The 24,659-nt window shown below is 62.0% G+C and carries 21 protein-coding genes; 15 read left to right on the forward strand and 6 right to left on the reverse strand.

Going from position 1 to position 24,659, the window contains the following annotated elements; genetic code table 11:
* The first annotated feature begins 98 nt into the window (after positions 1-98).
* The 8 genes from dusB (at position 99) to hflX (ending at position 10,750) form a co-directional block, all read left to right on the forward strand.
* The gene (dusB, locus tag HPQ62_RS03115; RefSeq protein ID WP_174801024.1) at positions 99-1,115 is read left to right on the forward strand and encodes a tRNA dihydrouridine synthase DusB; all 1,017 of its coding nucleotides are present in this window, start codon (positions 99-101) and stop codon (positions 1,113-1,115) included.
* Positions 1,112-2,263 carry a two-component system sensor histidine kinase NtrB gene (locus tag HPQ62_RS03120; RefSeq protein ID WP_174801025.1) on the forward strand — a complete coding sequence of 384 codons (1,152 nt, stop codon included), beginning with the start codon at positions 1,112-1,114 and terminating at the stop codon, positions 2,261-2,263. The genes dusB and HPQ62_RS03120 overlap by 4 nt, the downstream gene beginning before the upstream one ends.
* A 1-nt stretch (position 2,264) precedes the next feature.
* Complete coding sequence (gene ntrC, locus HPQ62_RS03125) at positions 2,265-3,716, forward strand: nitrogen regulation protein NR(I) (protein WP_174801026.1); 1,452 nt, start codon at positions 2,265-2,267, stop codon at positions 3,714-3,716.
* Between the two features lie 185 nt (positions 3,717-3,901).
* Entirely contained in the window at positions 3,902-6,178 is a 2,277-nt protein-coding gene (locus HPQ62_RS03130; protein WP_244629533.1) for a sensor histidine kinase NtrY-like, read from the forward strand.
* A complete protein-coding gene (gene ntrX, locus HPQ62_RS03135) occupies positions 6,168-7,532 on the forward strand; it encodes a nitrogen assimilation response regulator NtrX (RefSeq protein ID WP_174801028.1) in 1,365 nt (454 codons plus the stop codon). Before HPQ62_RS03130 ends, ntrX begins: the two co-directional genes overlap by 11 nt.
* Positions 7,533-7,588: 56 nt before the next feature.
* Positions 7,589-8,965, forward strand: a complete 1,377-nt coding sequence (trkA, locus tag HPQ62_RS03140) for a Trk system potassium transporter TrkA (RefSeq protein WP_174801029.1) — start codon at positions 7,589-7,591, stop codon at positions 8,963-8,965.
* Between the two features lie 184 nt (positions 8,966-9,149).
* The gene (gene hfq / locus HPQ62_RS03145) at positions 9,150-9,392 is read left to right on the forward strand and encodes an RNA chaperone Hfq (protein ID WP_045682886.1); all 243 of its coding nucleotides are present in this window, start codon (positions 9,150-9,152) and stop codon (positions 9,390-9,392) included.
* Positions 9,393-9,505: 113 nt separating this feature from the next.
* Positions 9,506-10,750 carry a GTPase HflX gene (gene hflX / locus HPQ62_RS03150; RefSeq protein WP_174801425.1) on the forward strand — a complete coding sequence of 415 codons (1,245 nt, stop codon included), beginning with the start codon at positions 9,506-9,508 and terminating at the stop codon, positions 10,748-10,750.
* A 143-nt stretch (positions 10,751-10,893) separates the two neighbouring features.
* Here the strand turns inward: hflX and mazG are convergent, their stop codons facing one another.
* The gene (gene mazG / locus HPQ62_RS03155) at positions 10,894-11,727 is read right to left on the reverse strand and encodes a nucleoside triphosphate pyrophosphohydrolase (RefSeq protein ID WP_174801030.1); all 834 of its coding nucleotides are present in this window, start codon (positions 11,725-11,727) and stop codon (positions 10,894-10,896) included.
* Between the two features lie 28 nt (positions 11,728-11,755).
* A complete protein-coding gene (locus HPQ62_RS03160) occupies positions 11,756-12,283 on the reverse strand; it encodes a nucleoside deaminase (protein WP_194246278.1) in 528 nt (175 codons plus the stop codon).
* Positions 12,284-12,556: 273 nt separating this feature from the next.
* Between HPQ62_RS03160 and cysG the strand changes: the two genes are divergently transcribed.
* From cysG to HPQ62_RS03185, 5 genes are all read left to right on the forward strand, one after another.
* Positions 12,557-14,008, forward strand: coding sequence for a siroheme synthase CysG (gene cysG / locus HPQ62_RS03165; protein ID WP_174801032.1), 1,452 nt, complete (start codon positions 12,557-12,559; stop codon positions 14,006-14,008).
* A complete protein-coding gene (locus HPQ62_RS03170; protein WP_174801033.1) occupies positions 13,998-14,315 on the forward strand; it encodes a DUF2849 domain-containing protein in 318 nt (105 codons plus the stop codon). Before cysG ends, HPQ62_RS03170 begins: the two co-directional genes overlap by 11 nt.
* A 6-nt stretch (positions 14,316-14,321) precedes the next feature.
* The gene (locus HPQ62_RS03175) at positions 14,322-15,977 is read left to right on the forward strand and encodes a nitrite/sulfite reductase (RefSeq protein ID WP_174801034.1); all 1,656 of its coding nucleotides are present in this window, start codon (positions 14,322-14,324) and stop codon (positions 15,975-15,977) included.
* Between the two features lie 11 nt (positions 15,978-15,988).
* Complete coding sequence (locus tag HPQ62_RS03180; protein ID WP_174801035.1) at positions 15,989-16,492, forward strand: DUF934 domain-containing protein; 504 nt, start codon at positions 15,989-15,991, stop codon at positions 16,490-16,492.
* 141 nt (positions 16,493-16,633) lie between these two features.
* Positions 16,634-17,446, forward strand: coding sequence for a ferredoxin--NADP reductase (locus HPQ62_RS03185; protein ID WP_174801426.1), 813 nt, complete (start codon positions 16,634-16,636; stop codon positions 17,444-17,446).
* 158 nt (positions 17,447-17,604) lie between these two features.
* On the opposite strand, the gene HPQ62_RS03190 is transcribed toward HPQ62_RS03185, so the two are convergent.
* Genes HPQ62_RS03190 through HPQ62_RS03200 form a run of 3 tightly spaced genes read right to left on the reverse strand, consistent with a single transcriptional unit; the run spans position 17,605 to position 20,777 of the window.
* On the reverse strand, positions 17,605-18,810 hold the full coding sequence (locus HPQ62_RS03190) for an ABC transporter permease (RefSeq protein ID WP_174801036.1): 1,206 nt from the start codon (positions 18,808-18,810) through the stop codon (positions 17,605-17,607).
* Positions 18,800-19,528, reverse strand: a complete 729-nt coding sequence (locus HPQ62_RS03195; protein ID WP_174801037.1) for an ABC transporter ATP-binding protein — start codon at positions 19,526-19,528, stop codon at positions 18,800-18,802. Before HPQ62_RS03195 ends, HPQ62_RS03190 begins: the two co-directional genes overlap by 11 nt.
* Before the next feature lies 1 nt (position 19,529).
* Positions 19,530-20,777, reverse strand: a complete 1,248-nt coding sequence (locus HPQ62_RS03200; RefSeq protein ID WP_174801038.1) for an efflux RND transporter periplasmic adaptor subunit — start codon at positions 20,775-20,777, stop codon at positions 19,530-19,532.
* 226 nt (positions 20,778-21,003) lie between these two features.
* Here HPQ62_RS03200 and HPQ62_RS03205 point away from each other — a divergent pair, with 226 nt between their 5' ends.
* Both HPQ62_RS03205 and HPQ62_RS03210 read left to right on the forward strand, forming a co-directional pair.
* The gene (locus tag HPQ62_RS03205; RefSeq protein WP_174801039.1) at positions 21,004-21,528 is read left to right on the forward strand and encodes an invasion associated locus B family protein; all 525 of its coding nucleotides are present in this window, start codon (positions 21,004-21,006) and stop codon (positions 21,526-21,528) included.
* Between the two features lie 192 nt (positions 21,529-21,720).
* The gene (locus HPQ62_RS03210) at positions 21,721-22,224 is read left to right on the forward strand and encodes a P-loop NTPase family protein (protein WP_174801040.1); all 504 of its coding nucleotides are present in this window, start codon (positions 21,721-21,723) and stop codon (positions 22,222-22,224) included.
* 37 nt (positions 22,225-22,261) lie between these two features.
* Here HPQ62_RS03210 and HPQ62_RS03215 read toward each other — a convergent pair whose 3' ends face one another.
* Positions 22,262-24,568, reverse strand: a complete 2,307-nt coding sequence (locus HPQ62_RS03215) for an FdhF/YdeP family oxidoreductase (RefSeq protein WP_174801041.1) — start codon at positions 24,566-24,568, stop codon at positions 22,262-22,264.
* Positions 24,569-24,659: the final 91 nt, after the last annotated feature.

Genomic DNA, 24,659 nt, shown 5'->3' on the forward strand with positions numbered 1-24,659 from the left:
GGATTGACCCAATTTTCCAGCATTTGCCTAAATTTTATAAAGCGCAGGTGAAAACGCTTGGCAAGGAATGGCGTCTTGTCTAAAAATAGGGCAACGTGATGCGCTGCATGAAAGATAGCCATTTGCCTCACCGCAACCTCTCCGATTCATTCCGGATCGGCCCGATAGAGATCCGCAACCGGGTGATTCTGGCGCCGATGTCAGGTGTCACGGATCTGCCTTTCCGTGCGCTTGCCTGGCGGCATGGCGCCGGCCTCGTCGTGACCGAGATGATTGCAAGTCGTGAACTGACTTTCAATACCGCTGAAAGCTGGGTTCGGTTGAAGGGTGCCGGCCTCAAGCCGCATATGGTCCAGCTTGCCGGGCGCGACCCTCATTACATGGCAGAAGCAGCCCGCATCGCGGAAGCAAACGGCGCCGATATCGTCGACATCAACATGGGTTGTCCTGCAAAGAAGGTGGTCGGCGGTTACACCGGCTCAGCGCTCATGCGCGAGCCCGAGCGCGCGCTCGAAATCATCGAGGCGACGGTCCGCGCGGTCACGGTTCCGGTGACCGTCAAGATGCGGCTCGGCTGGGACCATGACAGCATCAATGCTCCATATCTCGCCCGTTCCGCCGAGGAAGCAGGCGTGCAGGCCATCACCGTCCACGGCCGGACCCGCATGCAGTTCTACAAGGGCAGGGCGGACTGGGACGCCATCGAGCGGGTCGCCGAGGTCGTCAGCGTGCCCTTCATCGCCAATGGTGATATCGAGAGCCGTGAGGATGCGCTTCAACTGCTCTCGCGCCCAGGGATTACCGCGGTCATGGTCGGGCGGTCCTGCCAGGGCAGGCCTTGGCATGCGGGTTATCTCGCCGGCCACGACGAGCCCGATTTTGCCGCCCGGACGGCAATCGTGCTGGAACACTATACCGAGATGCTGCGCTTTTATGGCCCTAAGGTCGGCGTGCGCCACGCGCGCAAGCACCTTGGCTGGTATCTCGATCGGCTCGCGCCCTGGCTGGATGCCGAGGCGCGCACGGCGGTCATGACGGCGGATGATCCGGAGATCGTTTCCGCCCGCCTCGCCGCCATTTTCGAACACGCACCGCCTGAAAGGAAAGCGGCATGAGTTCCGTCATCGGCAACGGCAGCCAGCGCCTCGGCGCGGAAGCCGTCGCGCTACAGGTTCTGAACGCCATCCAGAACCCGGTCGTGCTGATCGAGCAGGATGGCCGCATTTCCTATTCGAACTGGGAAGCTGAAGTGTTTTTTGGCGCGAGCGCGGCTCAGCTCTCGCGCAAGACGCTGTCCGATTTCATCCCCTTCGACAGCCCGCTGCTGGCACTGATCGGTCAGGTGCGCACCCGTCGCGGGGCGGTCAACGAATACCGCGTGGACCTGTCCTCGCCGCGTCTCGGCCAGGACAAGCTTGTCGATATCTATGTGGCGCCGGTGGGCGAAGAGGGTGCCGTCGTGCTCGTCTTCCAGGTTCGCTCCATGGCCGACAAGATCGATCGGCAGCTGGTGCACCGCGCCGCCGCCCGCTCGGTCACCGGCCTTGCCTCGATGCTTGCCCATGAGATCAAGAACCCGCTTTCCGGCATTCGCGGGGCGGCCCAGCTGCTGGAAACCAATGCCAGCGACGACGATCGGGCGCTGACACGGCTGATCTGCGATGAATCGGACAGGATCGTTTCGCTCGTGGACCGCATGGAAGTGTTCTCCGACGAGAGGCCGATCGACCGCGTTCCGCTCAACATCCACTCTGTGCTCGATCATGTGAAGGCGATCGCCAAGGCGGGATTTGCGCGCAACATCAAGATCATGGAAGAGTATGATCCATCATTGCCTCAGGTCTTTGCCAATCGCGACCAGATGGTTCAGGTGTTCCTCAATCTCGTGAAGAATGCCTGTGAGGCGGTGGGAGACAAGCCAGATGGCGAAATCATCCTGACGTCCGCCTATCGGCCGGGCATCCGGATGTCGATAGCGGGGACCCGGGAGAAGATATCGCTGCCGCTCGAATTCTGCGTGCAGGACAATGGGCCGGGCGTGCCCCCGGACCTGATGCCGCATCTGTTCGATCCCTTCATCACCACCAAGACCAACGGAACCGGTCTCGGTCTGGCACTTGTTGCCAAGATCATCGGCGCGCATGGCGGCATCATCGAATGCGAGAACATGAACGGCCGCACCACGTTCCGCATTCTCATGCCGGTTTCGAAAGACGTTTTGCCTTTGCCGCCAGAAATGGCCAGCCCGAACATGGATACCTGACATGACAGCTACGATCCTTGTTGCCGACGACGACGCGGCGATCCGTACAGTGCTGAACCAGGCCCTGAGCAGGGCCGGCTATGAGGTGCGCATCACCTCCAATGCGGCAACGCTCTGGCGCTGGGTGTCGGCCGGCGAGGGCGATCTGGTGCTGACTGACGTGGTCATGCCGGATGAAAACGCCTTCGATCTCCTGCCGCGCATCAAGAAATCGCGCCCCGAGCTGCCGGTCATCGTCATGAGCGCGCAGAACACCTTCATGACGGCGGTTCGCGCGTCGGAAAAGGGCGCCTACGATTATCTGCCCAAGCCGTTCGACCTGACCGAACTGATCGCAATTGTCGGCCGGGCCCTTTCGGAGCCGAAGCGCAAGCCTGCCAAGCTCGGCGATGACATGCAGGACGGCATGCCGCTGGTCGGCCGCTCGGCGGCGATGCAGGAAATCTACCGTGTTCTCGCCCGGTTGATGCAGACCGACCTGACGCTGATGATCACCGGCGAATCCGGCACCGGCAAGGAGCTCGTCGCCCGCGCACTCCACGACTATGGCAAGCGCCGGAACGGACCCTTCGTGGCCATCAACATGGCTGCCATCCCGCGCGACCTGATCGAATCCGAGCTTTTCGGCCATGAAAAGGGCGCCTTCACCGGCGCGCAGACCCGTTCTTCCGGCCGTTTCGAGCAGGCCGAGGGCGGAACGCTGTTTCTCGATGAAATCGGCGACATGCCGATGGATGCCCAGACCAGGCTTTTGCGCGTTCTCCAGCAGGGCGAGTACACCACGGTCGGCGGCCGCACGCCGATCCGCACCGATGTCCGCATCGTGGCCGCCACCAACAAGGATCTGAAGCAGTCGATCAATCAGGGTCTGTTCCGCGAGGACCTCTACTACCGCCTCAACGTGGTGCCGCTGCGGCTTCCGCCGTTGCGCGAGCGTGCCGAGGATATCGGCGATCTGGTGCGCCATTTCGTCAATGAAGGCGAGGTCGAGGGGCTCGGCGGCAAGCGCTTCGAGCAGTCCGCGCTCGATGCCATGAAGGCCTATGGTTGGCCGGGCAATGTGCGCGAGCTCGAGAACCTCGTGCGCCGGCTGATGGCGCTTTATCCGCAGGAGGTGATCACCCGTGAAATCGTCGAGCAGGAATTGCAGTCCGACCAGCCCGAGGCGCCGGCCGAAGGTGCGACGGTGCGAAACGGCATGCCGACGATTGCCCAGGCGGTAGAGGAGAACATGCGCACCTATTTCGCCGGTTTCGGAGAGAGCCTGCCGCCATCAGGTCTTTACGAACGGGTGTTGAACGAGGTCGAGTATCCGCTGATTCTCGCAGCCCTCACGGCGACCCGCGGCAACCAGATCCGCGCCGCCGACCTGCTTGGCCTCAACCGCAACACGCTGCGCAAGAAGATCAGGGAGCTTGGCGTTTCGGTCTATCGCAGCTCCCGCAGCTCCTGATTTGCGGGGCTGAAAGGCCTGTCAAAAGAGCTTTCCGTTGCAATTGTGCCACAATCTGTTGCATATCCTCCTCACAAGGGAAAAACGCGAGTCGTCTGCAACGTCCGCGTTTACCCGCTCCTGGGCGGTGCATGGAATGATGCGCCGCCTGTTGAAAAAGGGCGATGATGACGGCAGAGGGCAGCATGGCGGGCACCGCTCGCCAGGAGGGGGTTGAAAGCGACGCGCCTTACGGGCGCGGCGGTGCGCGTGCGATCCTGACGTCGCCCGGCATGTTTCTCGTCAGCGGCGCGCTGATAACGGCCTTTCTCTCGCTTTTCATCCTCCTGGGTCTGACCCCGATCAAGCCGACCGGACGCGTGGTTGTCGCGCTCGTCGCCGCCAATTCGCTGTTCGTTCTGACGATGATCGTGCTGATCACTCGCGAACTCATGCAGCTCCTGAAGGCGCGCCGGCGTGGACGTGCCGCAGCCCAGTTGCACATCCGAATCGTTGCGCTGTTCTCCATCGTCGCGGTGACGCCTGCGATCGTGGTGGCGATCTTTGCGACGCTGACGCTCAATGCCGGGCTTGACCGATGGTTCTCTCTGCGCACCCAGTCGATCGTTCAGTCCTCGCTGAATGTCGCGCAGGCCTACATGATGGAGAACGCGAGTTATCTGCAGGGCCAGACCCTGTCGATGGGCAATGACCTGGAGCGAAACCGCTCGCTCTTCCTGCTCGACCGCCGCGGCTTTGCCGACCTGATGACCCGACAGGCACGCGGTCGCGGGCTTCTGGGCGCCGCGCTTGTGCGCGCCGATGGGAGCACCATTGTCGAGGCCGATCTTGGCGAGCAGGCCCCGCTTCCGAAAATCCCGACGGATGCGCTTGAAAAGGCTGCCGCCGGAACGCCGACGCTGATTCCGCCGGGCGACACCAATCTCGTCGGCGCGATCATCGCGCTTGAGGCGGTGCCCGACAGCTTCCTCTACGCCGTCCGCGCGGTCGACCCGACCGTGATGAGCGCGATGCGGATGATCGAGGACAATGTCAACGAATACAGTTCGATGGAAGAGGGACGGGTTTCGATCCAGGTTGCCTTCGCGGTTCTCTATCTCGGCTTTGCGCTGATCGTCCTGCTCGCTGCGATCTGGACGGGCATCGCCGTTGCCGACCGGATCGTCCTGCCGATCCGGATGCTGATCGGGGCCGCCGACCAGGTGGCTTCGGGCGATATGAAGGTTGCCGTGCCTGTGCGCTCTATCGATGGCGACGTCGGCCGGCTTTCCAGTACCTTCAACAAGATGGTTGCGGAAATCCGCGAGCAGCAGCGCGAAATTCTGGTTGCGAAGGACGAGGTCGATGACCGTCGCCGCTTCATCGAGGCGGTGCTGTCCGGCGTCACTGCAGCCGTGATCGGTGTCGATGAAGACAGGACCGTCACGATCGTCAACGTGTCGGCGGGCGAGCTTCTGGCCGCGCGCGACGACGAGCTGCTTGGGCGCAAGCTTGAGGATATCTCGCCGGAGATCGATCTGGTGATGACGGCGGCGATGCGCCGCAGCCGCCAGAACTTCCGCCAGCAGATCAATCTTGTCCGGCTCGGCAAGGAGCGCACGCTTTCGGTGCAGGTCACGCGCGAGGATTCGCGCGACGGATCGAACGCCTATGTCATCACGCTCGATGACATTACCGATCTCATCATCGCCCAGCGTTCCACCGCCTGGGCGGATGTGGCGCGCCGGATCGCGCATGAGATCAAGAATCCGCTCACGCCGATCCAGCTTTCTGCCGAACGGATCAAGCGCCGCTTCGGTCGAAAGATCGAGGATGAGGAGGATCGCAGGGTCTTCGACCAGTGTACTGATACAATTGTGCGTCAGGTTGGCGACATCGGCCGGATGGTCGACGAGTTCTCTTCTTTCGCGCGGATGCCGAAGCCCGCCAAGACGCAAGGGGACCTGCGCACGGTCCTCGCGGACGCCGTCTTCCTACTGGAAATGGGCCGCACAGATGTGACCTTCCTCCGAGACTTCGGAGACGAGCCCCTGGTCGGACTTTTCGATGACCGCATGCTGGGTCAGGCCTTCGGAAACTTGATAAAGAATGCTGTGGAAGCCATTGAGGCCGTTCCACAAAGTGAATTTAACGGCGAGCGCAAGATATTGGTGCGCGCTGTCCATGACGAGGCCCGCGACCGCTATGTCGTGGACTTCATCGATAACGGCAAGGGCCTGCCGGTTGAAAACCGCCACATGATCCTCGAGCCCTATATCACCATGCGCGAAAAGGGCACGGGGCTCGGCCTCGCGATCGTGCGCAAGATCATCGAGGAGCATGGCGGGAAACTGGAACTGCATGACGCGCCCCCTGATTTCGCCGATGGGCGAGGGGCGATGATCCGCGTCGAGCTGCCGCATGTTCACGACGGCGAGGCCGCACGCCAGGAAACAGACAAGGAAAAACAAGATGGCATCTGATATTCTTGTCGTCGACGACGAGGCTGACATCCGCGATATCGTTTCGGGCATCCTTTCCGATGAGGGCCATGAAACCCGCGTTGCCCATGACAGCGACAGCGCGCTCGCAGCAATTTCCGACCGCGTTCCGCGGCTGATCTTTCTCGATATCTGGATGCAGGGAAGCCGCCTCGACGGGCTGGCGCTGCTGGAAGAGATCAAATCGCGCTATCCCGAGCTTCCGGTGGTGATGATCTCCGGTCACGGAAATATCGAAACCGCCGTTTCCTCGATCAAGCGCGGCGCGTTCGATTTCATCGAGAAGCCGTTCAAGGCCGACAGGCTGGTTCTGATTGCCGAGCGCGCGCTGGAAAACTCGCGGCTGAAGATCGAGGTGCAGGAGCTCAAGCGCAAGAGCGGCGACCCGGAGGAGCTGGTCGGTTCTTCGCTTCTGGTCTCTCAGCTCCGGCAGACGGTCGACAAGGTCGGTCCGACCAATTCCCGGGTGATGATCTTCGGTGCGTCGGGCACCGGCAAGGAGGTCGTTGCCCGGCTGATGCACAAGAAGAGCCAGCGCGCCGAGGGGCCGTTCGTGGCGCTCAATGCGGCAGCGATCACGCCTGAAAACATGGAAATAGAGCTCTTCGGCGTCGAAGCGGGCGGCGGGCGCAGCCGCAAGACCGGCGCTCTCGAACGCGCCCATCGCGGCACGCTCTATCTCGACGAGATCGGCGAAATGCCGCTCGAGACCCAGAAGAAAATCCTGCGCGTGCTCGTTGATCAGCAGTTCGAACGTGTCGGCGGCAGCCGCAGGGTGTCGGTGGATGTGCGCATTCTGTCGTCTACGGCGCTTGATCTGAAGGAAAGGATCGATGAGGGCCAGTTCCGGCAGGATCTGTTCCATCGTCTCGCCGTGGTGCCGGTGCGCATTCCTTCGCTTTCGGAACGGCGCGAGGATATTCCGTTTCTGGTCGATTTCGTGATGCGCCAGCTGTGTGATCAGGCGGGCCTGCGCCAGCGCTCGATCGGCGATGACGCGATGGCGATCCTGCAGGCGCATGACTGGCCGGGCAATATCCGTCAGCTTCGCAACAATCTGGAGCGCTTGCTGATTCTGTCCAGGGAGGAGGATTCCTCCATGCCGATTTCGGCCGAGCTCTTGCCGGCAGACCTTTCCGACGTTCTGCCGCAAATCCAGACATCGGGCGATGCCCATATCATGACGCTGCCGCTGCGTGAGGCGCGCGAGCGCTTCGAGCGGGACTATCTGATGGCGCAGATCAACCGCTTCGGGGGCAATATTTCGCGGACCGCGGAATTTGTCGGCATGGAACGCTCCGCGCTCCACCGCAAGCTGAAGTCGCTTGGCATTTGAGCTGAAACCGGGCAGATTGCGCTCACCTGAACATACCAAGCCCCAGAGGGGTTCTTATGAAAATCATCATCTGCGGGGCGGGCCAGGTCGGCTTCGGCATCGCCGAACGGCTTTCCCAGGAATATAACGACGTCTCCGTGATCGACACTTCGGCCTCGCTGATCACCGCGATCACCGAGATGCTGGATGTGCGCGGCTATGTCGGCCACGGCGCCCATCCCGACATGCTCGCCAAGGCCGGCGCCGACCAGGCCGACATGATCATCGCGGTCACGCTGCACGACGAGATCAACATGGTCGCGTGCCAGGTGGCGCATTCGCTGTTCAACGTGCCGACCAAGATCGCCCGCATCCGCTCCCAGAGCTACCTGCATGCCCATTATTCCGACCTGTTCTCCCGCGATCACATGCCGATCGACGTGACGATCTCGCCGGAAGTGGAAGTCGGCAAGATGGTGCTCAGGCGCATTTCCTTCCCCGGCGCCACGGACATCGTCCGCTTTGCCGACGAGAAGATCGCGATGCTCGCCGTCGAGTGCAATGATGATTGCCCGGTGCTGAACACGCCGCTCGTTCAGCTCAGCCAGTTGTTTCCCGATCTCAATGCAACCGTCACCGGCATCTACCGCGATGAAGAGGTGATCATCCCCCATTCGACCGACCAGATCCTGGCGGGTGATCTCGTCTATGTGGTTTGCGAGCACGAGCATATCCGGCGCACGCTCGCACTGTTCGGCCACGAGGAGCAGGAAGCGCGGCGGATCGTGATCGCCGGCGGCGGCAATATCGGCTTCTTCGTTGCCAAGTCGATCGAAGATCTGCAGCCGAAGACCCGGATCAAGATGATCGAGCAGGACCGGGACAAGGCGATCGCCGTTTCCGATGCGCTCCACCACGGCATCGTGATCCAGGGTTCGGCGCTCGACCAGAACATCATGATGCAGGCCGATGTACCGGATGCGCACCTGATGGTCGCGCTGACGAACAACGACCAGACCAATATCCTCGCCTCGGTGATCGCAAAGCAGCTTGGCTGCAAGTCGAACCTCGCGCTGCTCAACAACCCGTCATTCCACGACGTCACAAAGTCGCTCGGCATCGACGCCTATATCAATCCGCGTGCGGTGACGATCTCGCGCGTGCTTCAGCATGTGCGCAAGGGCCGGATCCGCTCCGTCTATGCGGTGCAGAAGGGGGCTGCGGAAGTGATCGAGGCGGAAGCGCTCGCAACGTCTCCGCTGGTTGGCACGCCATTCCGCGATCTGGATCTGCCCGATGGCATCCGCATCGGTGCCATCTATCGCGGCCAGGAGGTCATCCGCCCACACGGGGATCTCAAGATCAAGGCCCATGACCGCGTGATCCTGTTTGCGGCGGCTTCTGCAGTGCGGCACGTCGAACAGCTCTTCAGGGTGTCGATCCAGTATTTCTGACCACTTGTTTTCGTTAGTCCGCACTGACTTGGTAAAAGGTGGCATGGTTCCTCATGTTTTTCGCCGTTGCGGAAGCTGCGGCGATTTGCTACCAAAAGTTCATGGTATGTTGCACCTGCCATCAGCAGGGCGACGAAGAGGCGGAACCGGCCACGGCCGGCAAGAGAAAGAAAGAAGCGGCGCTATGGCGGAACGTTCTCAGAATTTGCAGGACCTTTTCCTTAATACAGTTCGTAAGCAGAAAATTTCACTCACGATCTTTCTGATCAATGGGGTGAAGCTGACCGGCGTCGTGACGTCGTTCGACAATTTCTGCGTTCTGTTGCGGCGCGATGGGCACTCCCAGCTCGTCTACAAGCACGCCATTTCGACCATCATGCCGGGTCAGCCGGTCCAGATGTTCGAAGGCGATGACAGCGCCTCCTGATCCGGTGAACAGCAATTTCCGATAATTCCCAATTTCCCGAAAGCGAATACGAGAACAGGGATTCGTCCCGCGTTCTCGTGATCGTGCCGGTGATCAAGCAATCGCGCGCCGAAATGGAGCGTTCCGCGCTCCCCACGCGCGCTCCCGAAAGCCGTCAGCAGGAGGCTGAAGGCCTCGCGCGCGCCATTGGTCTCGAGGTCGTTGCCTCCGAGATCGTGAGCGTCAATGATCCGCGTCCGGCCACGCTGCTCGGCACCGGCAAGATCGAGGAACTCGATCAGATCCTGGATGAAAACAATATCGGCCTCGTGGTGGTCGATCATCCGCTGTCGCCGGTTCAGCAGCGCAATCTGGAAAAGGCCTGGGTTGCGAAGGTCATCGACCGCACCGGCCTGATCCTCGAAATCTTCGGCGAGCGCGCCTCCACCAAGGAAGGCCGGCTGCAGGTCGAGCTTGCCCATCTGAACTATCAACGCGGCCGCCTGGTCCGGAGCTGGACCCACCTTGAGCGTCAGCGCGGCGGCGGCGGTTTCATGGGCGGTCCCGGCGAAACCCAGATCGAGGCAGACCGCCGGATGCTGCGCGAGCGCATCACCAAGCTCGAGCGCGAGCTGGAGCAGGTCGTGCGCACCCGTCAGCTTCACCGTTCCAAGCGCAAGAAGGTGCCGCATCCGATCGTGGCGCTGGTCGGCTATACCAATGCCGGCAAGTCGACGCTGTTCAACCGGATCACCGGGGCAGGGGTGCTGGCCGAGGACATGCTGTTTGCAACGCTCGATCCTACCCTGCGCCGGATGAAGCTGCCGCTCGGACGCACCGTCATCCTCTCCGATACCGTCGGCTTCATCTCCGACCTTCCAACCCACCTCGTTGCTGCCTTTCGCGCGACACTTGAAGAGGTGCTGGAAGCCGATCTTATCCTCCATGTCCGCGACATGGCCGATCCTGCCCGCGATGCGCAATCGGCCGATGTGCTGCGCATTCTTGCCGACCTCGGAATCGACGAGGCGGAGCAGAACGCCCGCATTCTCGAAGTGTGGAACAAGGTCGATCTGCTGGAGCCCGAAGAGCATGACGCTCTGATGGCGCGCGCGGCCTCGACAGAAGGCGTGATGGCTGTTTCCGCCATTTCGGGCGAGGGGATCGATCCGCTGATGGATCAGATCGCGACGCGATTGTCCGGCGTTCTGAGCGAAACCACGATCACGCTCAAGCCGCAGCAGCTCCATTTGCTGCCATGGTTCTATGAGCACACGATCGTGGACGAGCGGCGAGACCTGGAAGATGGCGCAGTCGAATTGGACATCAGGCTCGCAAGCGCGGAAGCCGATCGGCTGGAGAGCTTGCTCGCCGGTTGACGGCGAGCCTTTCATCGCAGACGTTTCCAAAAGCTGAAATGCTGGATCACGGTCGCCACATCGCTGCCGCAGGGCTGAGAGGTGTGGGGAGCGAGCGGTGAGGCTCAGGGTGACGTTGCCAGCCGCGTTCGTCCCACGCTCTTTCAGCCCAGCTTTCGCTCGATCGCCTTTGCATCCTGCCAGAGCGCTTCCATGCGCTCCAGCGTGGCGGCGTCGAGCGTTTCGCCTGCATTATCAAGAGACGTCTCGATGTGGTTGAAACGGCGACGGAATTTCGTATTTGTCCCGCGCAGCGCCTGTTCCGGGTCCACCTTGGCGTGTCGGGCGAGGTTGACGGCGGCGAAGATCAGGTCACCGAGCTCATCGGCGATTGCCGGCTTGTCGTCGCTCTGCAAGGCCTCGCGCAGTTCGCCGATCTCCTCCTCGAACTTCGCAAGAATCGGTTCCGGCTCCGACCAGTCGAAGCCGACGCGCGCGGCGTGTTCCTGAAGCTTCAGCGCCTCGGTCAGCGCCGGGAATGACCGCTGGACGCCGCCGAGATGGCCGGCCTTCATGTCTTCGGTGATCCCGCTTTTGGCGCGCCGCGCGGCCCGCTCCGCCTTTTCCTGCCGCTTGATTTCATCCCACTGGACCTTCACCGCTTCGGGCGTATCGGCCTCATTGACGGCGAAGACGTGCGGATGGCGGCGGATCATCTTGGCGGTGATCGCATGCACCACATCGCCAAAGGCGAACAGCCCCTCTTCCTCGGCCATCCTTGCGTGGAACACGACCTGGAGGAGAAGATCGCCAAGCTCGTCGCAGAGATCGTCGAAATCCTTCCGCTCGATCGCGTCTGCAACCTCGTAGGCCTCCTCGATCGTATAGGGCTTGATGCTGTCGAAGTCCTGCTTCAGGTCCCAGGGGCAGCCGGTGACGGGCGTCCTGAGGGCGGCCATGATGTCGATGAGGCGAGCGATATCGCGGGAAGCTTCCACGGTTCGGGCTCCGTAATGATGAGGGTGCTCAGCCGAGCGGTATGGTGTTGCTGCCCTTATGAGACTGGTAGGTGTCCGAGGCAAGGGCGTAGGTCTTCCGGATTGCGCCGATTCTCGTGAGGAATGCGGACCGGGCGGGCTCCTCGGCAGCCTCCGCCATGTCGATGATTGAGCGGGCGGTAAAGAAGGCGTTGCTGCGCCGATAGCCGCCGGCATCAAGCCCGTAAAGTTCCTTCATGATCTTCAGATCATGGGGAATTGCGAAACTGTCGCGGGAATCCTCATGGCTGAAGAAATAGAAATAATTGTCAAAGCCTGCCCATGTTATCGCTGACATGCACATGGTGCAGGGTTCGTGGGTCGACAGGAAAACGAGGTCGCGCGTCGCCGGTGGGGAGGGCAGTTCGTAAAACTGCTTCAGCGTATTGACCTCGCCGTGCCAGAGCGGGTTTCTGGTCTCGTCATTGGTGCCGGCGATGACCAGAGACAGGTCGGACTTCCTGAGAATGGCGGCGCCGAACACCTTGTTTCCGCCGCTGACGCCCTTCATCGTCATGGGCAATATATCATCTTCGATGACGGCAAGCAGTCTTTCGGTCAGGGTCTGGTCGTCCACGGTCAATCCACTCCGGTGGCTGGTCTGGCCTGATTTAAAGGGCCTTTGCCGGTGATGCGCAAGGCTTGACGGTCAGACGCGGGCAAATTTGCCCTGCAAAGCTGCGAATTGAGGAATGAAATGTGCGTTCCCGGGCCGGCGCGCATTTTCGTTTCTTCAAACCGGGCGCTTCGAGAGCGATTGTTATCGCGATCTTGAGAAGGACGGTGCGCCATGAGCACGAATGACGATTTACTGACGACGTTTCCGGCGTTTTTCCGCGTCGATGGCCGCAAGGTCGCGATCTTCGGAGGCGAGGACGAGGCCTATGCCAAGGCACGGCTTATGGCGAAGACCAGCGCCGCAATCGTGGCTTATGCCGAGAGCTTTGCGGAGGATTATCGGGCGTTTCTTTCGGAGCGCGGCTATCGGATCGTGGAAGCGCCGTTCGATCGCACCCAGCTTGAGGGTGCAACCCTGGTGTTTGCCGCAACCGGCATCAGCGAAGAGGATCATGCGATAGCCGATGCCGCGCGGGCAGCGTCGATCCCTGTGAATGCGGTCGACCAGAAGGACGACTGCGATTTCTATACGCCGGCGCTTGTCACCCGCCCGCCGATCGCCGTCGCCATCGGCACGGAAGGGGCGGGGCCCGTGCTGGCGCAGATGATCCGCGCCCAGATAGACACCATGCTGCCGCGTTCGCTCGGACCGCTCGCCCAGCTTGCCAACCGGCTGCGCGACAAGGTCGATGCCAATATCCCGCGCGGCGCGCCGCGTCGCGCCTTCTGGTCGCGCTTCTTCAACGGCGCCGTCGCCACCGCCATCGAGAAGGGCCGTACGCTTGAGGCTGAATGCATCGCCGACGAGATCATTGCCGATGGTGCGAAGGTTGCCGGCCATGTGGCGCTGGTGGGCGCTGGCCCGGGTGCTGAAGACCTGCTCACGATCCGCGCCCATCGCCTGATGATGGAAGCCGACGTGATTGCCTATGATGCGCTTGTGCCGCAGGCCGTCGTCGATATGGGCAGGCGCGACGCGGAGCGGATCGCGGTTGGCAAGCGCAAGAACTGTCATTCGAAGTCGCAGAACGAAATCAACGGTCTGCTGGTCGATCTTGCCAGGGAAGGCAAGCGCGTCGTGCGGCTGAAGTCCGGCGATCCGCTGATCTTCGGTCGCGCCGGCGAGGAGATGGCAGCGCTGCGCGCGGCAGGCGTTTCCTATGAGGTGGTGCCCGGCATCACCTCGGCAACGGCAGCGGCCGCGGATTTCGAACTGCCTCTGACGCTGCGCGGCGTTGCCTCGACCCTGGTTTTTACGACCGGCCACGACCTCAATGGTGACACCCTGCCGGATTGGGCTGCGCTTGCGGTCCGCGGTGCGACCATTGCCGTCTATATGGGCCGTTCCGTTGCAGCCAAGCTCGGCGCCCGGCTTCAGGAGGCGGGCGTTCCTGCCGACACGACGATTGCGGTGATCGAGAATGCCAGCCGCAGCAACCAGCGCCTGTTCCACGGCATTCTCTCCGAAATGCCACTGCTGGAGGCGCGCGACGATCTCGCCGGCCCGGTGATGGTGATCATCGGCGATGCGGTGGCCGGCGCCAATCTGAAGCATTCGAGCGCGCTTTCGCAAGACAACCAGCTTGCCCGAACGAAATTCAAGGGAGTTGCCCATGTCCTCTAAGGTTCTGACAGCAAATCGCCTGACCGACGGCCTGGCCGTCTGGCTCGATGCCAACGGCCGCTGGTGCGAGGATTTGCAGGCAGCGCTTGTGGCCCGCCACGATGCCGCCATCGAAAGCCTCGACGAAATCGGCAAACGCGACTTCTCGGCAAACAAGGTTGTCGATCTCGCTGTCATAGATGTCGAGGAGCGCCCGGACGGTCGCATCTGGCCGCTGAGGCTGCGCGAGCGCATCCGCGCCGAAGGCCCGACCATTTCCTACGCCGCTGGCTATGCGGCGGCCAATCCAGAACGCGTGGAGGCGTAAGACCTCATGTATCGTTACGATGAATTCGACAAGGACTTCGTCTCGCAGCGGGTGGACCAGTTCGCAGATCAGGTCGCGCGCCGCCTGTCGGGCGAGATCACCGAGGATGCCTTCAAGCCGCTCCGGCTGATGAATGGCGTCTATCTTCAGCTTCACGCCTACATGCTGCGTATCGCCGTGCCCTATGGCACGATGAACGCCCGCCAGATGCGCATGCTCGCCCATGTCGCGCGGACCTATGACCGCGGCTACGGCCACTTCACCACCCGCCAGAACATCCAGTTCAACTGGCCGAAGCTTTCGGACATTCCCGCGATCCTGCGGGAACTCGCGAGCGTCGAGATGCATGCGATCCAGACTTCGGGCAACTGCATCCGCAACGTGACCGCCGACCATTTTTCCGGCGCGGCCGCCGATGAGGTTGCCGATCCCAGGCCTTATGCCGAAATCCTGCGGCAGTGGTCATCCATCCATCCGGAATTCTCGTTCCTGCCGCGCAAGTTCAAGATTGCCGTCACCGGCGCCGAACGCGACCGCGCGGCCATCCAGGTTCACGACATCGGCCTGCATCTGAAGCGCAATGAAGACGGCGCGCTCGGCTTTGCCGTCTATGTCGGCGGCGGGCAGGGGCGCACACCGATGATCGCCAGGAAGGTGCGCGACTTCCTGCCGGAGCAAGACTTGCTGACCTATGCGACCGCGATCCTGCGCGTCTACAATCTCAACGGCCGCCGCGACAACAAGTACAAGGCCCGGATCAAGATCCTCGTCCACGAGACCGGACTTGAAGAGTTGAAGGCACAGATCGAGCAGGAATTCGATGCGCTGAAGGACGGCGCGCTGCGGCTTCCCGCAGCCGATGTCGAGGCGATCCGCGCCTATTTCGCCCCGCCGGAACTTCCCGCCCGCGAGCGTGACCGCTTCGACACGGCGGACGCCGGCTACATCAACTGGCTGACCCGCAACACCGTTGCCCACAAGCGCGACGACTATGCGAGCATCACGATCTCGCTGAAGCCGATTGGCGGCATTCCGGGCGATGCGACGGATCAGCAGATGGACGTGGTGGCCGACATCGCCGAACAGTACGGCTTCGATGAGATCCGCGTGAGCCATGAGCAGAACCTGGTTCTGCCGCATGTCGCCCGCGCCGATCTTCCGGCGGTCTACCGCGCGCTCGATGAAGCAGGGCTTGCGACGGGCAATGCAGGCCTGATCACCGATATCATTGCCTGTCCCGGGCTCGATTACTGCGCGCTTGCCAATGCGCGCTCCATCCCGCTTGCGCAGGAACTCTCCACCCGTTTCGGCAATGCCGAGCGGCAGGCGGAGATCGGCGATCTGAAGATCAAGATTTCCGGCTGCATCAATGCCTGCGGCCATCACCATGTCGGCCATATCGGCCTGCTCGGCGTGGAGAAGAAGGGCGCGGAGCTTTACCAGATCACGCTGGGCGGATCGGCGGATGAGAACACTTCGATCGGCGAGATCATCGGCCGCGGCTTCGAGCCAGAGAAGGTGACCGATGCGGTAGAGACCATTGTCGACACCTACCTTGCCCTTCGCAGCGACAAGACCGAGACCTTTATCGACGCCTATCGCAGGGTTGGCCCGCAGCCGTTCAAGGATGCGCTCTACCCGGAAAAAGCCAGGGCCGCCTGAGGAGCACGAACATGACTGCAATTTGGAAAGAAAGCGGCTTCGTCGAGGGTGATCCCTGGGTCGTCGAAACCGAGGACCGCAAGGCCGGCGAGGGGGAGCGGGCGTTGATCCCCTTTGCCGATATCATCGAAAACGGCATAGACGGCAATGAAGCGGTTGGCGTCGTGCTCGATCCCTTTGACGATCCGATCCGGCTTGCGCCCTATCTCGACAGGATTGTGCTCGTGGCACTCACCTTTCCGGCATTCAATGACGGCCGCGCCTTCTCGCAGGCAACGCTCCTGCGGGAGCGCCTGGGATATGGCGGCGAGCTGCGCGCGATCGGCGATGTGCTGATCGATCCGCTGGTGCACATGCTGCGCTGCGGTTTCGACAGTTTCGCCGTGACCAACGAAACGGCGCTCCGCCGGCTGGCGGAAGGCCGCTTGCCGGCTGTCACCCGCTATTACCAGCCCTCTGCAAGACCGGCGGACGCCGTGCCGGGCTACAGCTGGCGGCGCAAGGCGAGCGCCTGACAAGGCAGTTTTGAACCGCAGGCTTTGCAATTGGCGGCCAGCGGTAGTATCTGAGCGCACAAACATGCTGAAAATTGCGGGCCCGGTATGGGCCCGTCGGCAGGTCAGGGGCGCCGAAGAGACAGAATGACAGGACCGAACATGAACGTGCAGACCAAGACCGAAGATCTCAGAGAAGCCTTGCCGGCAGGCGTATACGGCGAAACCGTCCTGAGCGTGGAGCACTATACCGATCACCTGTTTCGCTTCACCATGACGCGGCCGGACGGCTTCCGGTTCCGCTCGGGCGAATTCGCGATGATCGGTCTGATGGTCGACGGCAAGCCGATCTACCGCGCCTATTCGATCGCAAGCCCGGCCTGGGCGGAGGAACTCGAATTCTTCTCGATCAAGGTGCCTGGCGGGCCGCTGACCCAGCACCTGCAGAAGATCCAGCCCGGCGACACCGTGCTGATGCGCAAGAAGCCGACCGGCACGCTGGTTCTCGACGCGCTGACGCCGGCCAGGCGCCTCTACATGTTCTCGACCGGAACCGGCATTGCGCCGTTCGCAAGCCTGATCCGGGAGCCGGAAACGTTTGAAAAGTTCGATGAGGTCATCCTGACCCATACCTGCCGCGAGGTTGCCGAGCTGAAATATGGCTTCGACCTGATGGCGGAGATCGAAAACGACGAATTGCTGAGCGAAGTCGTCGGTGGCAAGTTGCGCCACTATGCGACCGCGACACGCGAAGACTTCGAGCGCACGGGCCGCATCACCGACCTGATCGCCAGTGGCAAGCTCTTTGAAGACCTCGGCGTGCCGGCGCTCAACCCGGAGACCGACCGCGCCATGATCTGCGGCTCGACCGAAATGCTGAAGGACACCAAGGCGCTTCTCGAAGCCGCCAGCATGGAAGAGGGCGCCAACAACAAGCCGTCGCAGTTCGTGATCGAACGGGCGTTTGTGGGCTGAGAAGAACAGCCGCTCCCGCTCCGTCGGGATAGGCGACGTTCTGTTCTAGCTTAAGATGGCATAAGAAAGGGCGGGCCGTGAGGCTCGCCCTTTTGCATTTATCAGCGTTCCAGTCTGCGGCCGGCCGTCTTCTTCGCTATCAGCCTTCCTGGCTGGTTTCACTCGAACCGCAACGCATCGATCGGGCTGAGCCTTGCGGCGCGCCGGGCCGGGAAGTAGCCGAAGATCAGGCCGATCAGTGCCGAGAACGCAAAGGCGCCGGCGATCATCCACGGACTCACGACGAAGGGCAGGCCGAGATACTGGACCGCGCCATAGGCAACGCCGAGACCGATGATGATGCCGGCAATGCCGCCCGAAACTGAAAGAACCAGCGCCTCGACGATGAACTGCGCCAGAACCTGACGTTCCAGAGCGCCCACAGTCAGCCTGAGCCCGATCTCTCGGGTGCGCTCTGTCACCGAAACCAGCATGATGTTCATGATGCCGATGCCGCCGACCAGCAGGCTGACCGCGGCCACGGCTGCCAGCATGCCGGTGAGGTGGTTTCTTGTGCCGGCGACGGCATTGGTGATTTCGGTCATGTCGTTCACTTCGAAATCGTCCGGCCGTCCGGGCAGAATGTTGCGGCGTTCGCGCAGGACGTCGCGCACCTCTTCTTCAAGCGCGTGTGTGGATACGCCGTCTCTTGCGGCCAGCATGATGCTCTCGATGTAGCTGTCGCCGCCGACGCGGCGCTGGAAGGTCGAAATCGGCATCAGGACGATATCGTCCTGATCGCGCCCCATGCCCGTCTCGCCCTTGGCGCCGAGCGTGCCGATGACGGCGCAGGAGATATTGCCGACGCGGATATTGCCGCCAACGGGGTCCTCCTCCGCAAACAGTGCCTGTTTGACCGTAGCGCCGAGGATGCAGGTGGTCGTGCCCGCTGAAGCTTCCGCTGCTTCGAAGCCCGTGCCGCTTTCGATCTCCCAGTCCTGGGCCGCCAGAAACGCGTCATTGGTGCCGATCACCGTGGTGTGGCGGTTGTTGCCTCCGGCAACCACGGTGACGTCGGAGATGTTCTGGGGCGCGACCGCCCGCAGATCCGGGATCTGGTTGCGCAGCGCTGCGATGTCGCGCTCGCTGAAGCCCTTGGCCGCCTGCGAGGCGGCGCCCGGGTCCCGCTGGCCGGGCCGCACGAACAGGATATCCGTCCCGAGCCGCGCGATCTCGCTGCGCACGCGCTCGGCCGTGCCATTTGCGACGGTGACCATGACGATCACCGCAGACACGCCGATGATGATGCCGAGAACGGTCAGGAAAGAACGCAGCAGGTTGCGCCGGACAGCGCGCAGCGCGAGCTTGAGCAACTCAAGAAACATGGTCGTTCTCCTGCCATTCATCGGCATTGATCGCGTTGTCGCCATCGACCCTGCCATCGAGGAACTGCATGCGCCGTCCCGCATAGCGCGCCACATTCTCGTCATGGGTCACCATGACGACGGTGATGCCGATATCCTCGTTGAGGCTGGTCACCAGCTCCATGATGTCGTTGCTGGACCGGGTATCGAGATTGCCGGTCGGCTCGTCGGCAAGAAGCACGGCCGGTTCCGTGATCAGCGCGCGCGCAATGGCAACGCGCTGCTGCTGGCCGCCGGAAAGCTCCTGCGTACGCTGATGCAGACGGTCGCCGAGGCCGACCTGCGACAGTGCGTTTTCAGCACGCTCGCGCCGCTCCGTCCGGTTGATGCCGCGATAGAGCAGGGGGAGTTCGACATTTTCGATCGCGGATGAGCGCGGCAGAAGATTGTAGCGCTGGAACACGAAGGCCAGCAGATGCCGGCGCAGCAGTGTCAGCTTCGGGTTTGAGAGCTCCGTCGTATCCACGCCCTGGAAGAAGAACTGCCCGTGGGTCGGCCGGTCGAGCCAGCCGAGAATGTTCATGGCCGTCGATTTTCCGGAGCCGGACGGGCCCATGATCGATACGAACTCGCCGGCTTCGATCGCGAAATTGACGCCGTTCAACGCAGCGATTTCGGCTTCACCGGCGCCATATATCCGAGAAACATTGCGGAATTCGATGAGAGGTGCAGCGGCCATGTCAGCGGTCTCCCTCGCGGCCGGTCCCCGTGACCACCATGTCGCCGACGCGCAGATCGCCATCGGCAACCACAGTGTAGCGGCCATCGGTGGCGCCGACGGTGATCGGCACGGGCAGCGGCTCGTCGTTTCTCAGCAGCCAGGCGGTGCGCTCGTCGCCCTCGGAGGTCGGGACATCCACGCCTGTCGGCACAAAGCGCAAGGCTGCGGACGGCACCAGGATCACATCCTCGCTTTCGCTGACGAGAATATCGGCCGTCGCCGTCATGCCCTGGCGCAGCAGGTGTTCGGAATTGTCGACCGCAAGCACCGCCTTGTAGGTCACGACATCGCTGTTGAGTTCGGACGCATAGCGGATCGAGGCGATTTCTGCCGGAAACACCTTGTCGGGAAAGGCTTCGACGGTGAAATTCGCCTTCTGGCCTTCCTGAACGCGTCCTACATCGGCTTCATCGATATCGACGCGCAACTCCATATGGTCGAGATCGCCGGCGATCACGAAGAGAGTAGGGGCCTCCAGCGAGGCCGCGACCGTCTGTCCGACCTCAACATTTCGATAAAGCACGATGCCGTCGATGGGCGAGCGAATGGTCGCCTTGGTCAGACGCAGTTCCGCAAGCGCAAGAGCGGCCTTCGCCACATCGATGCGCGCCTCCGCGCTCTGCTTGTCTGCCTGAGCCGAAGCATAGGCAAACTTTGCATCTTCGAATTCCTGGCGTGGCGCGACGTTGCGTTTGGCAAGACTTTCGGTGCGGTCCATGGTGGCCTTTGCGGCCTCGAGCGCGGAGTTGCTGGAGGCGACATCCGCCTCGGCGGCGGCAAGGCCGGCCTTGGCGCTGAGGATATCGGCCTTCAGCTCGTCTGTATCGAGTTCGAGCAGCACGTCGCCGGCCTTGACCGGACTGTTGAAGTCGACGCGCACATCCTTCACGGTGCCCGACAGCTCGGTCGATATCTCGACCCGTTCCTTGGGCTGGATCGCGCCGGTTGCCCGCACCGCAACGTTCATCGGGCCGCGAATGACTTCCTGCGTGACATAACCGGGCTTGGCGGCCACCAGGTGCTGGAGATCGCCGCGTTCATAGAACCGGTATCCGGCATAGCCGGCGCCAGCGAGAATGACGACCAGAACCAGCGAGCCCCAGGGAAAGCGGCGGCGCGGCTTGTTCTCGCCGAGAATGGCCATGATATCGGGAACCGGGGGCCGCGCCGGGCCTTCCTGTTCATCGCGCCTGCCGTGCGAGGCCATGGGGGATTCTCCTTGATATATGCGCTGCGAATTGCGGGCGACTATGGCGAGGAACGGCTGGCCTTGCAAGCACGGGCGCGGATTAACCCCGGCTTTGCAAGCTCCATCCGAATGGCGGTCGGCCGCCCCGCAATCGCGTCAGGTTCCGCCCAACAGCCGAACGGTGTCAGGGCGTTCGAATCATGCTACCGTGCGACCGAAATTCGAGTTTATGGGGAGAATTCTGGTGAAATCGCGTCATCTTGCAGCCGTCATCGTCTCGGCAATCATTTCGCTTCCGGCAGCTCAGGCGTTGTCCGCGATGCCGGACGGCGCAAGCTCCATCAACGAGACCTATCAGGACTGGCGCGTAACCTGTGTGACCAATGATGTCGGCGCGCGCTGCGCCATGGTCTTCAATCAGGTCGCCAAGGACACCGGCCAGCGCGTGCTGACGGTCGAGCTTTCGCTGCCGCCCGGCGTGGATACGGTCCAGGGCGCAATCATCGCGCCGTTCGGCCTCGCACTCGCACAGGGCGCGCGGGTAACGGTCGATGAAGAGAGCGAGGGAAAGCTCTTCGGCTTCTCGACTTGTTTGCCGCAAGGCTGCCTTGTGCCGCTTGAATTCGACGCAACGATGCTGGAAAGCCTGAAGGGTGGCAATGTGATGAACATCACCGTTCAGCCGATCGACGGCACGAACATGGTGCGCTTTCCGGTTTCACTCAAAGGGTTCACCGCAGCCTACAAGCGCTTGAGTGAACTGCGGTAATCACTGTCCGCATGGTGCTTCTCAGGTCGCGCGCCGGTCCTGAACTGATCCGGAAATCCAGCCTTTGAGATGCACTTCAGTTCCATAATCTACATTATGTGATTTTTGTTGGGAGCCGGACCGTGTTTCTCAGGACCATATCTGTTTGACACGGTTCTTTGGATTTCGAGCGGTCGAACCGGGAATTCTGCCATGGACGCCTATTTCACCCGTGTCTTCGTCATCGGCAATGGCGGCGCAGGAAAATCATGGCTGGCGTCGGCGCTTTCCCGCCATGCTTCCCTGCCGCTACACCATCTGGATGATTTTCATTGGGAAACTGGCAGGTATGGCGTGGCGCGCGACAGGTCCGAGGGCGACGAAATGGTCAGTGCCGTCATGCTTGGCGATCGATGGATCATGGAAGGTGTTTACGGTGCGCTTGCGAACATGGCGCTTCCCCGCCTCACCGCACTGATCTGGCTCGATCTGCCCGAAGAAGACTGCATTGCCAATGTGCGCAAGCGCGGTGTTCAAGGCGGTGCGAGCGAAGCCTCCTTCGAGGATTTGCTCGCCTGGATTTCTGCATATCGTATCCGCAGGAACAACTGGAATTCCCACGACGGGCATCGGCAGATATTCGACAATTTCGATGGCTCCAAGCAGCGCCGCGCGGATGTACAGGCCTTTCTTCAACGGACAGGCGCACGGCCCTAGGCCGTTTCGTTGACGCGCCGGTCCAAGCAGCGCGCTATCACGGTGTCGAAACGAGCCGCACCGGCGTTCCCTTATAGGCGGGCGTCTGCGAGTTCTTTTCATGATAGCCGAGCGGCACCAGCGGGTTCAGTTCCGGATAATAGCCTGCGATGCAGCCGGGCGGCAGGTCGTAGGCGCGGATCTTGAAGCCCTCCACGCGGCGGGTGACGCCATCATCGATAGCGGTCACGAGATCGACCTTCTGCCCCTCCTCCAGCCCCAGCCGCGCCATCTCGTCGCGATTGATCAGCACGATCTCGCGGCTGCCCTTGAGACCCCGCATGCGGTCGGAAAAGCCGTAGATTGTGGTGTTGAACTGGTCGTTGGAGCGCAGCGTGATAAGCGTCATCACATCCTTGCCGGTCGGCGGTTCTCCAAGCGCGGAGATCAACGTCGGCGGCGTGAACTGCGCCTTGCCGGTTTCCGTCTGCCAGTCGCGCTCGCGCGCCGGATTGCCCTTGAAGAAGCCGCCCGGCTGGAACAGCCTGTCGTTGAAGCGGGGGAACTTGTCGGGGTAGGTCTCGGAGATAAGATCGCGGATCAGATCGTAATTGCCCGTCCATTCCTCCCATTTCAATCTCGGATTTTCAGGCAGTGTCGCCTTGGCGAGCGCGGCGATGATCGCGGTTTCGGATTTCACCTCCGGCCCCGGCGGCTTGGCGCTGCCGATCGAGCCATAGATATGGGAGAGTGAATCCTCCATCGAGACAGCCTGCGGGCCGGTCTCCTGGATGTCCTCGTCGGTGCGGCCGAGGCATGGCAGCAGATAGCCGACCTTGCCGGGCACGAGATGGGAGCGGTTGAGCTTGGTCGCGATCGAGACGGTCAGCTCCAGCCCCGGCCATGCGGCCTCCATGCGCGCGCTGTCCGGCAGTGCCCGCAGCAGATTGCCGCCGAGCGAGACGAGCGCCTTGACGCGGCCCTCAAGCAGCCCCTCGCAGGCGTGGACGGCGTTCAACCCCTCCTCCTCCGGCGGCTCGATGCCGAACAGCGCGCGGAGCTTGTCGGCCGGCATGTGCGACGATTTCTCGCCGATGCCCACGGTGCGCTGGCCCTGGACATTGGAGTGCCCGCGCACCGGCGAAATGCCGGTTCCCGGCCGCCCGATATTGCCGCGCATCAGCAGCAAATTGCAGAGCATGCCGAGATTGAGCCAGCCATTGACATGCTGGGTCATGCCCATGCCGTAGATGCCGATCGCCTTGTCGGCGCCGAGATAGATCTCAGCCGCCTCGGTGATCATTGCGCGCGTCAGGCCCGAATGGGTCTCGATGTCGTCCCAGGTGATCGTTTCGAGCGCGGCGATGGTTTCCTCATAGCCGGATGTCTCGTTTTCGATGAAGGCGTGGTCGAGCACCCTGCCCGGGGCGCTTGCCTCGGCGTCGAGCACGCATTTCATCAGTCCGGCGATCACCGCGATGTCGCCGCCCGGGCGTACCTGATAGTATTTTTCGGAGATCGTGGTCGCCGAACCGATGGTCATCTGCGCGACATTCTGCGGATCGACGAATTTCAACAGGCCGCGTTCGCGCACCAGATTGAAGGTGACGATGCGACAGCCGCGCTCCACCGCGTCCTTCAGCACGTGGAGAAAGCGCGGACTGTTGGAGCCGGTGTTCTGGCCGAAGAAGAAGATCGCGTCGCATTCCTCGAAATCCTCCAGCGTGCAGGTGCCGACCGGCGTGCCGATGAAGGTCTTGAGGTTCACCGAGGTGGTCTCGTGGCACATGTTGGAGGATTGCGGCAGGTTCTGGTGGCCCATGGCGCGGGCAAAGAGCGCATAGAGATAGGACGCTTCGAGCCCCGCATGGCCGGAGGCGTAGAATACCGCCTCCTTGGGGTCCGCAAGCGCCTTCAGCCGGTTGCCGATATCGGCGAAGGCCTCGTCCCAGCCGACCGGACGGTAAATGTCATAAGCCGGATCGTAGCGCATCGGCGTCGTCAGACGGCCGGATTTCTCAAGATCGTGATCATGCCATGTCTTGAGTTCGGAAAGCGTATGGGCGGCGAAGAATTCGGCATCCGCCCTGCCCTCGTCCAGCTCCCACAGAGTCGCCTTCGCACCGTTTTCGCAGAATTCCGCCTTGTGGGGTTTTGCGGGTTTTGCCCAGGCGCAGGATGAACACATCACGCCCTTCGGCTTGTTCAGATGGGCAAGGATCTCCAGCGCCCGTGTCTGCGTGCTGACTTCGCCGAAGATATGGGCAACGCCCGTCAGCGAACCCCAGCCGCCGGCGGCGTCCTTGTCGTATGGCGTATCGGGATCCTGGTCGGTGGGCGTGTGAGAGGGTGTGGTCGGGCGCATAGGATCGCCTCCTTGGCAGGTTTCACGGCACGTGCACCACCCGGCCCCTCGTCACGCGGACAAAGCACGATTACTGTAAAACGTAGACCCG

This window comes from Martelella limonii, assembly GCF_013344475.1.
Taxonomy (GTDB): Bacteria; Pseudomonadota; Alphaproteobacteria; order Rhizobiales; family Rhizobiaceae; genus Martelella; species Martelella limonii.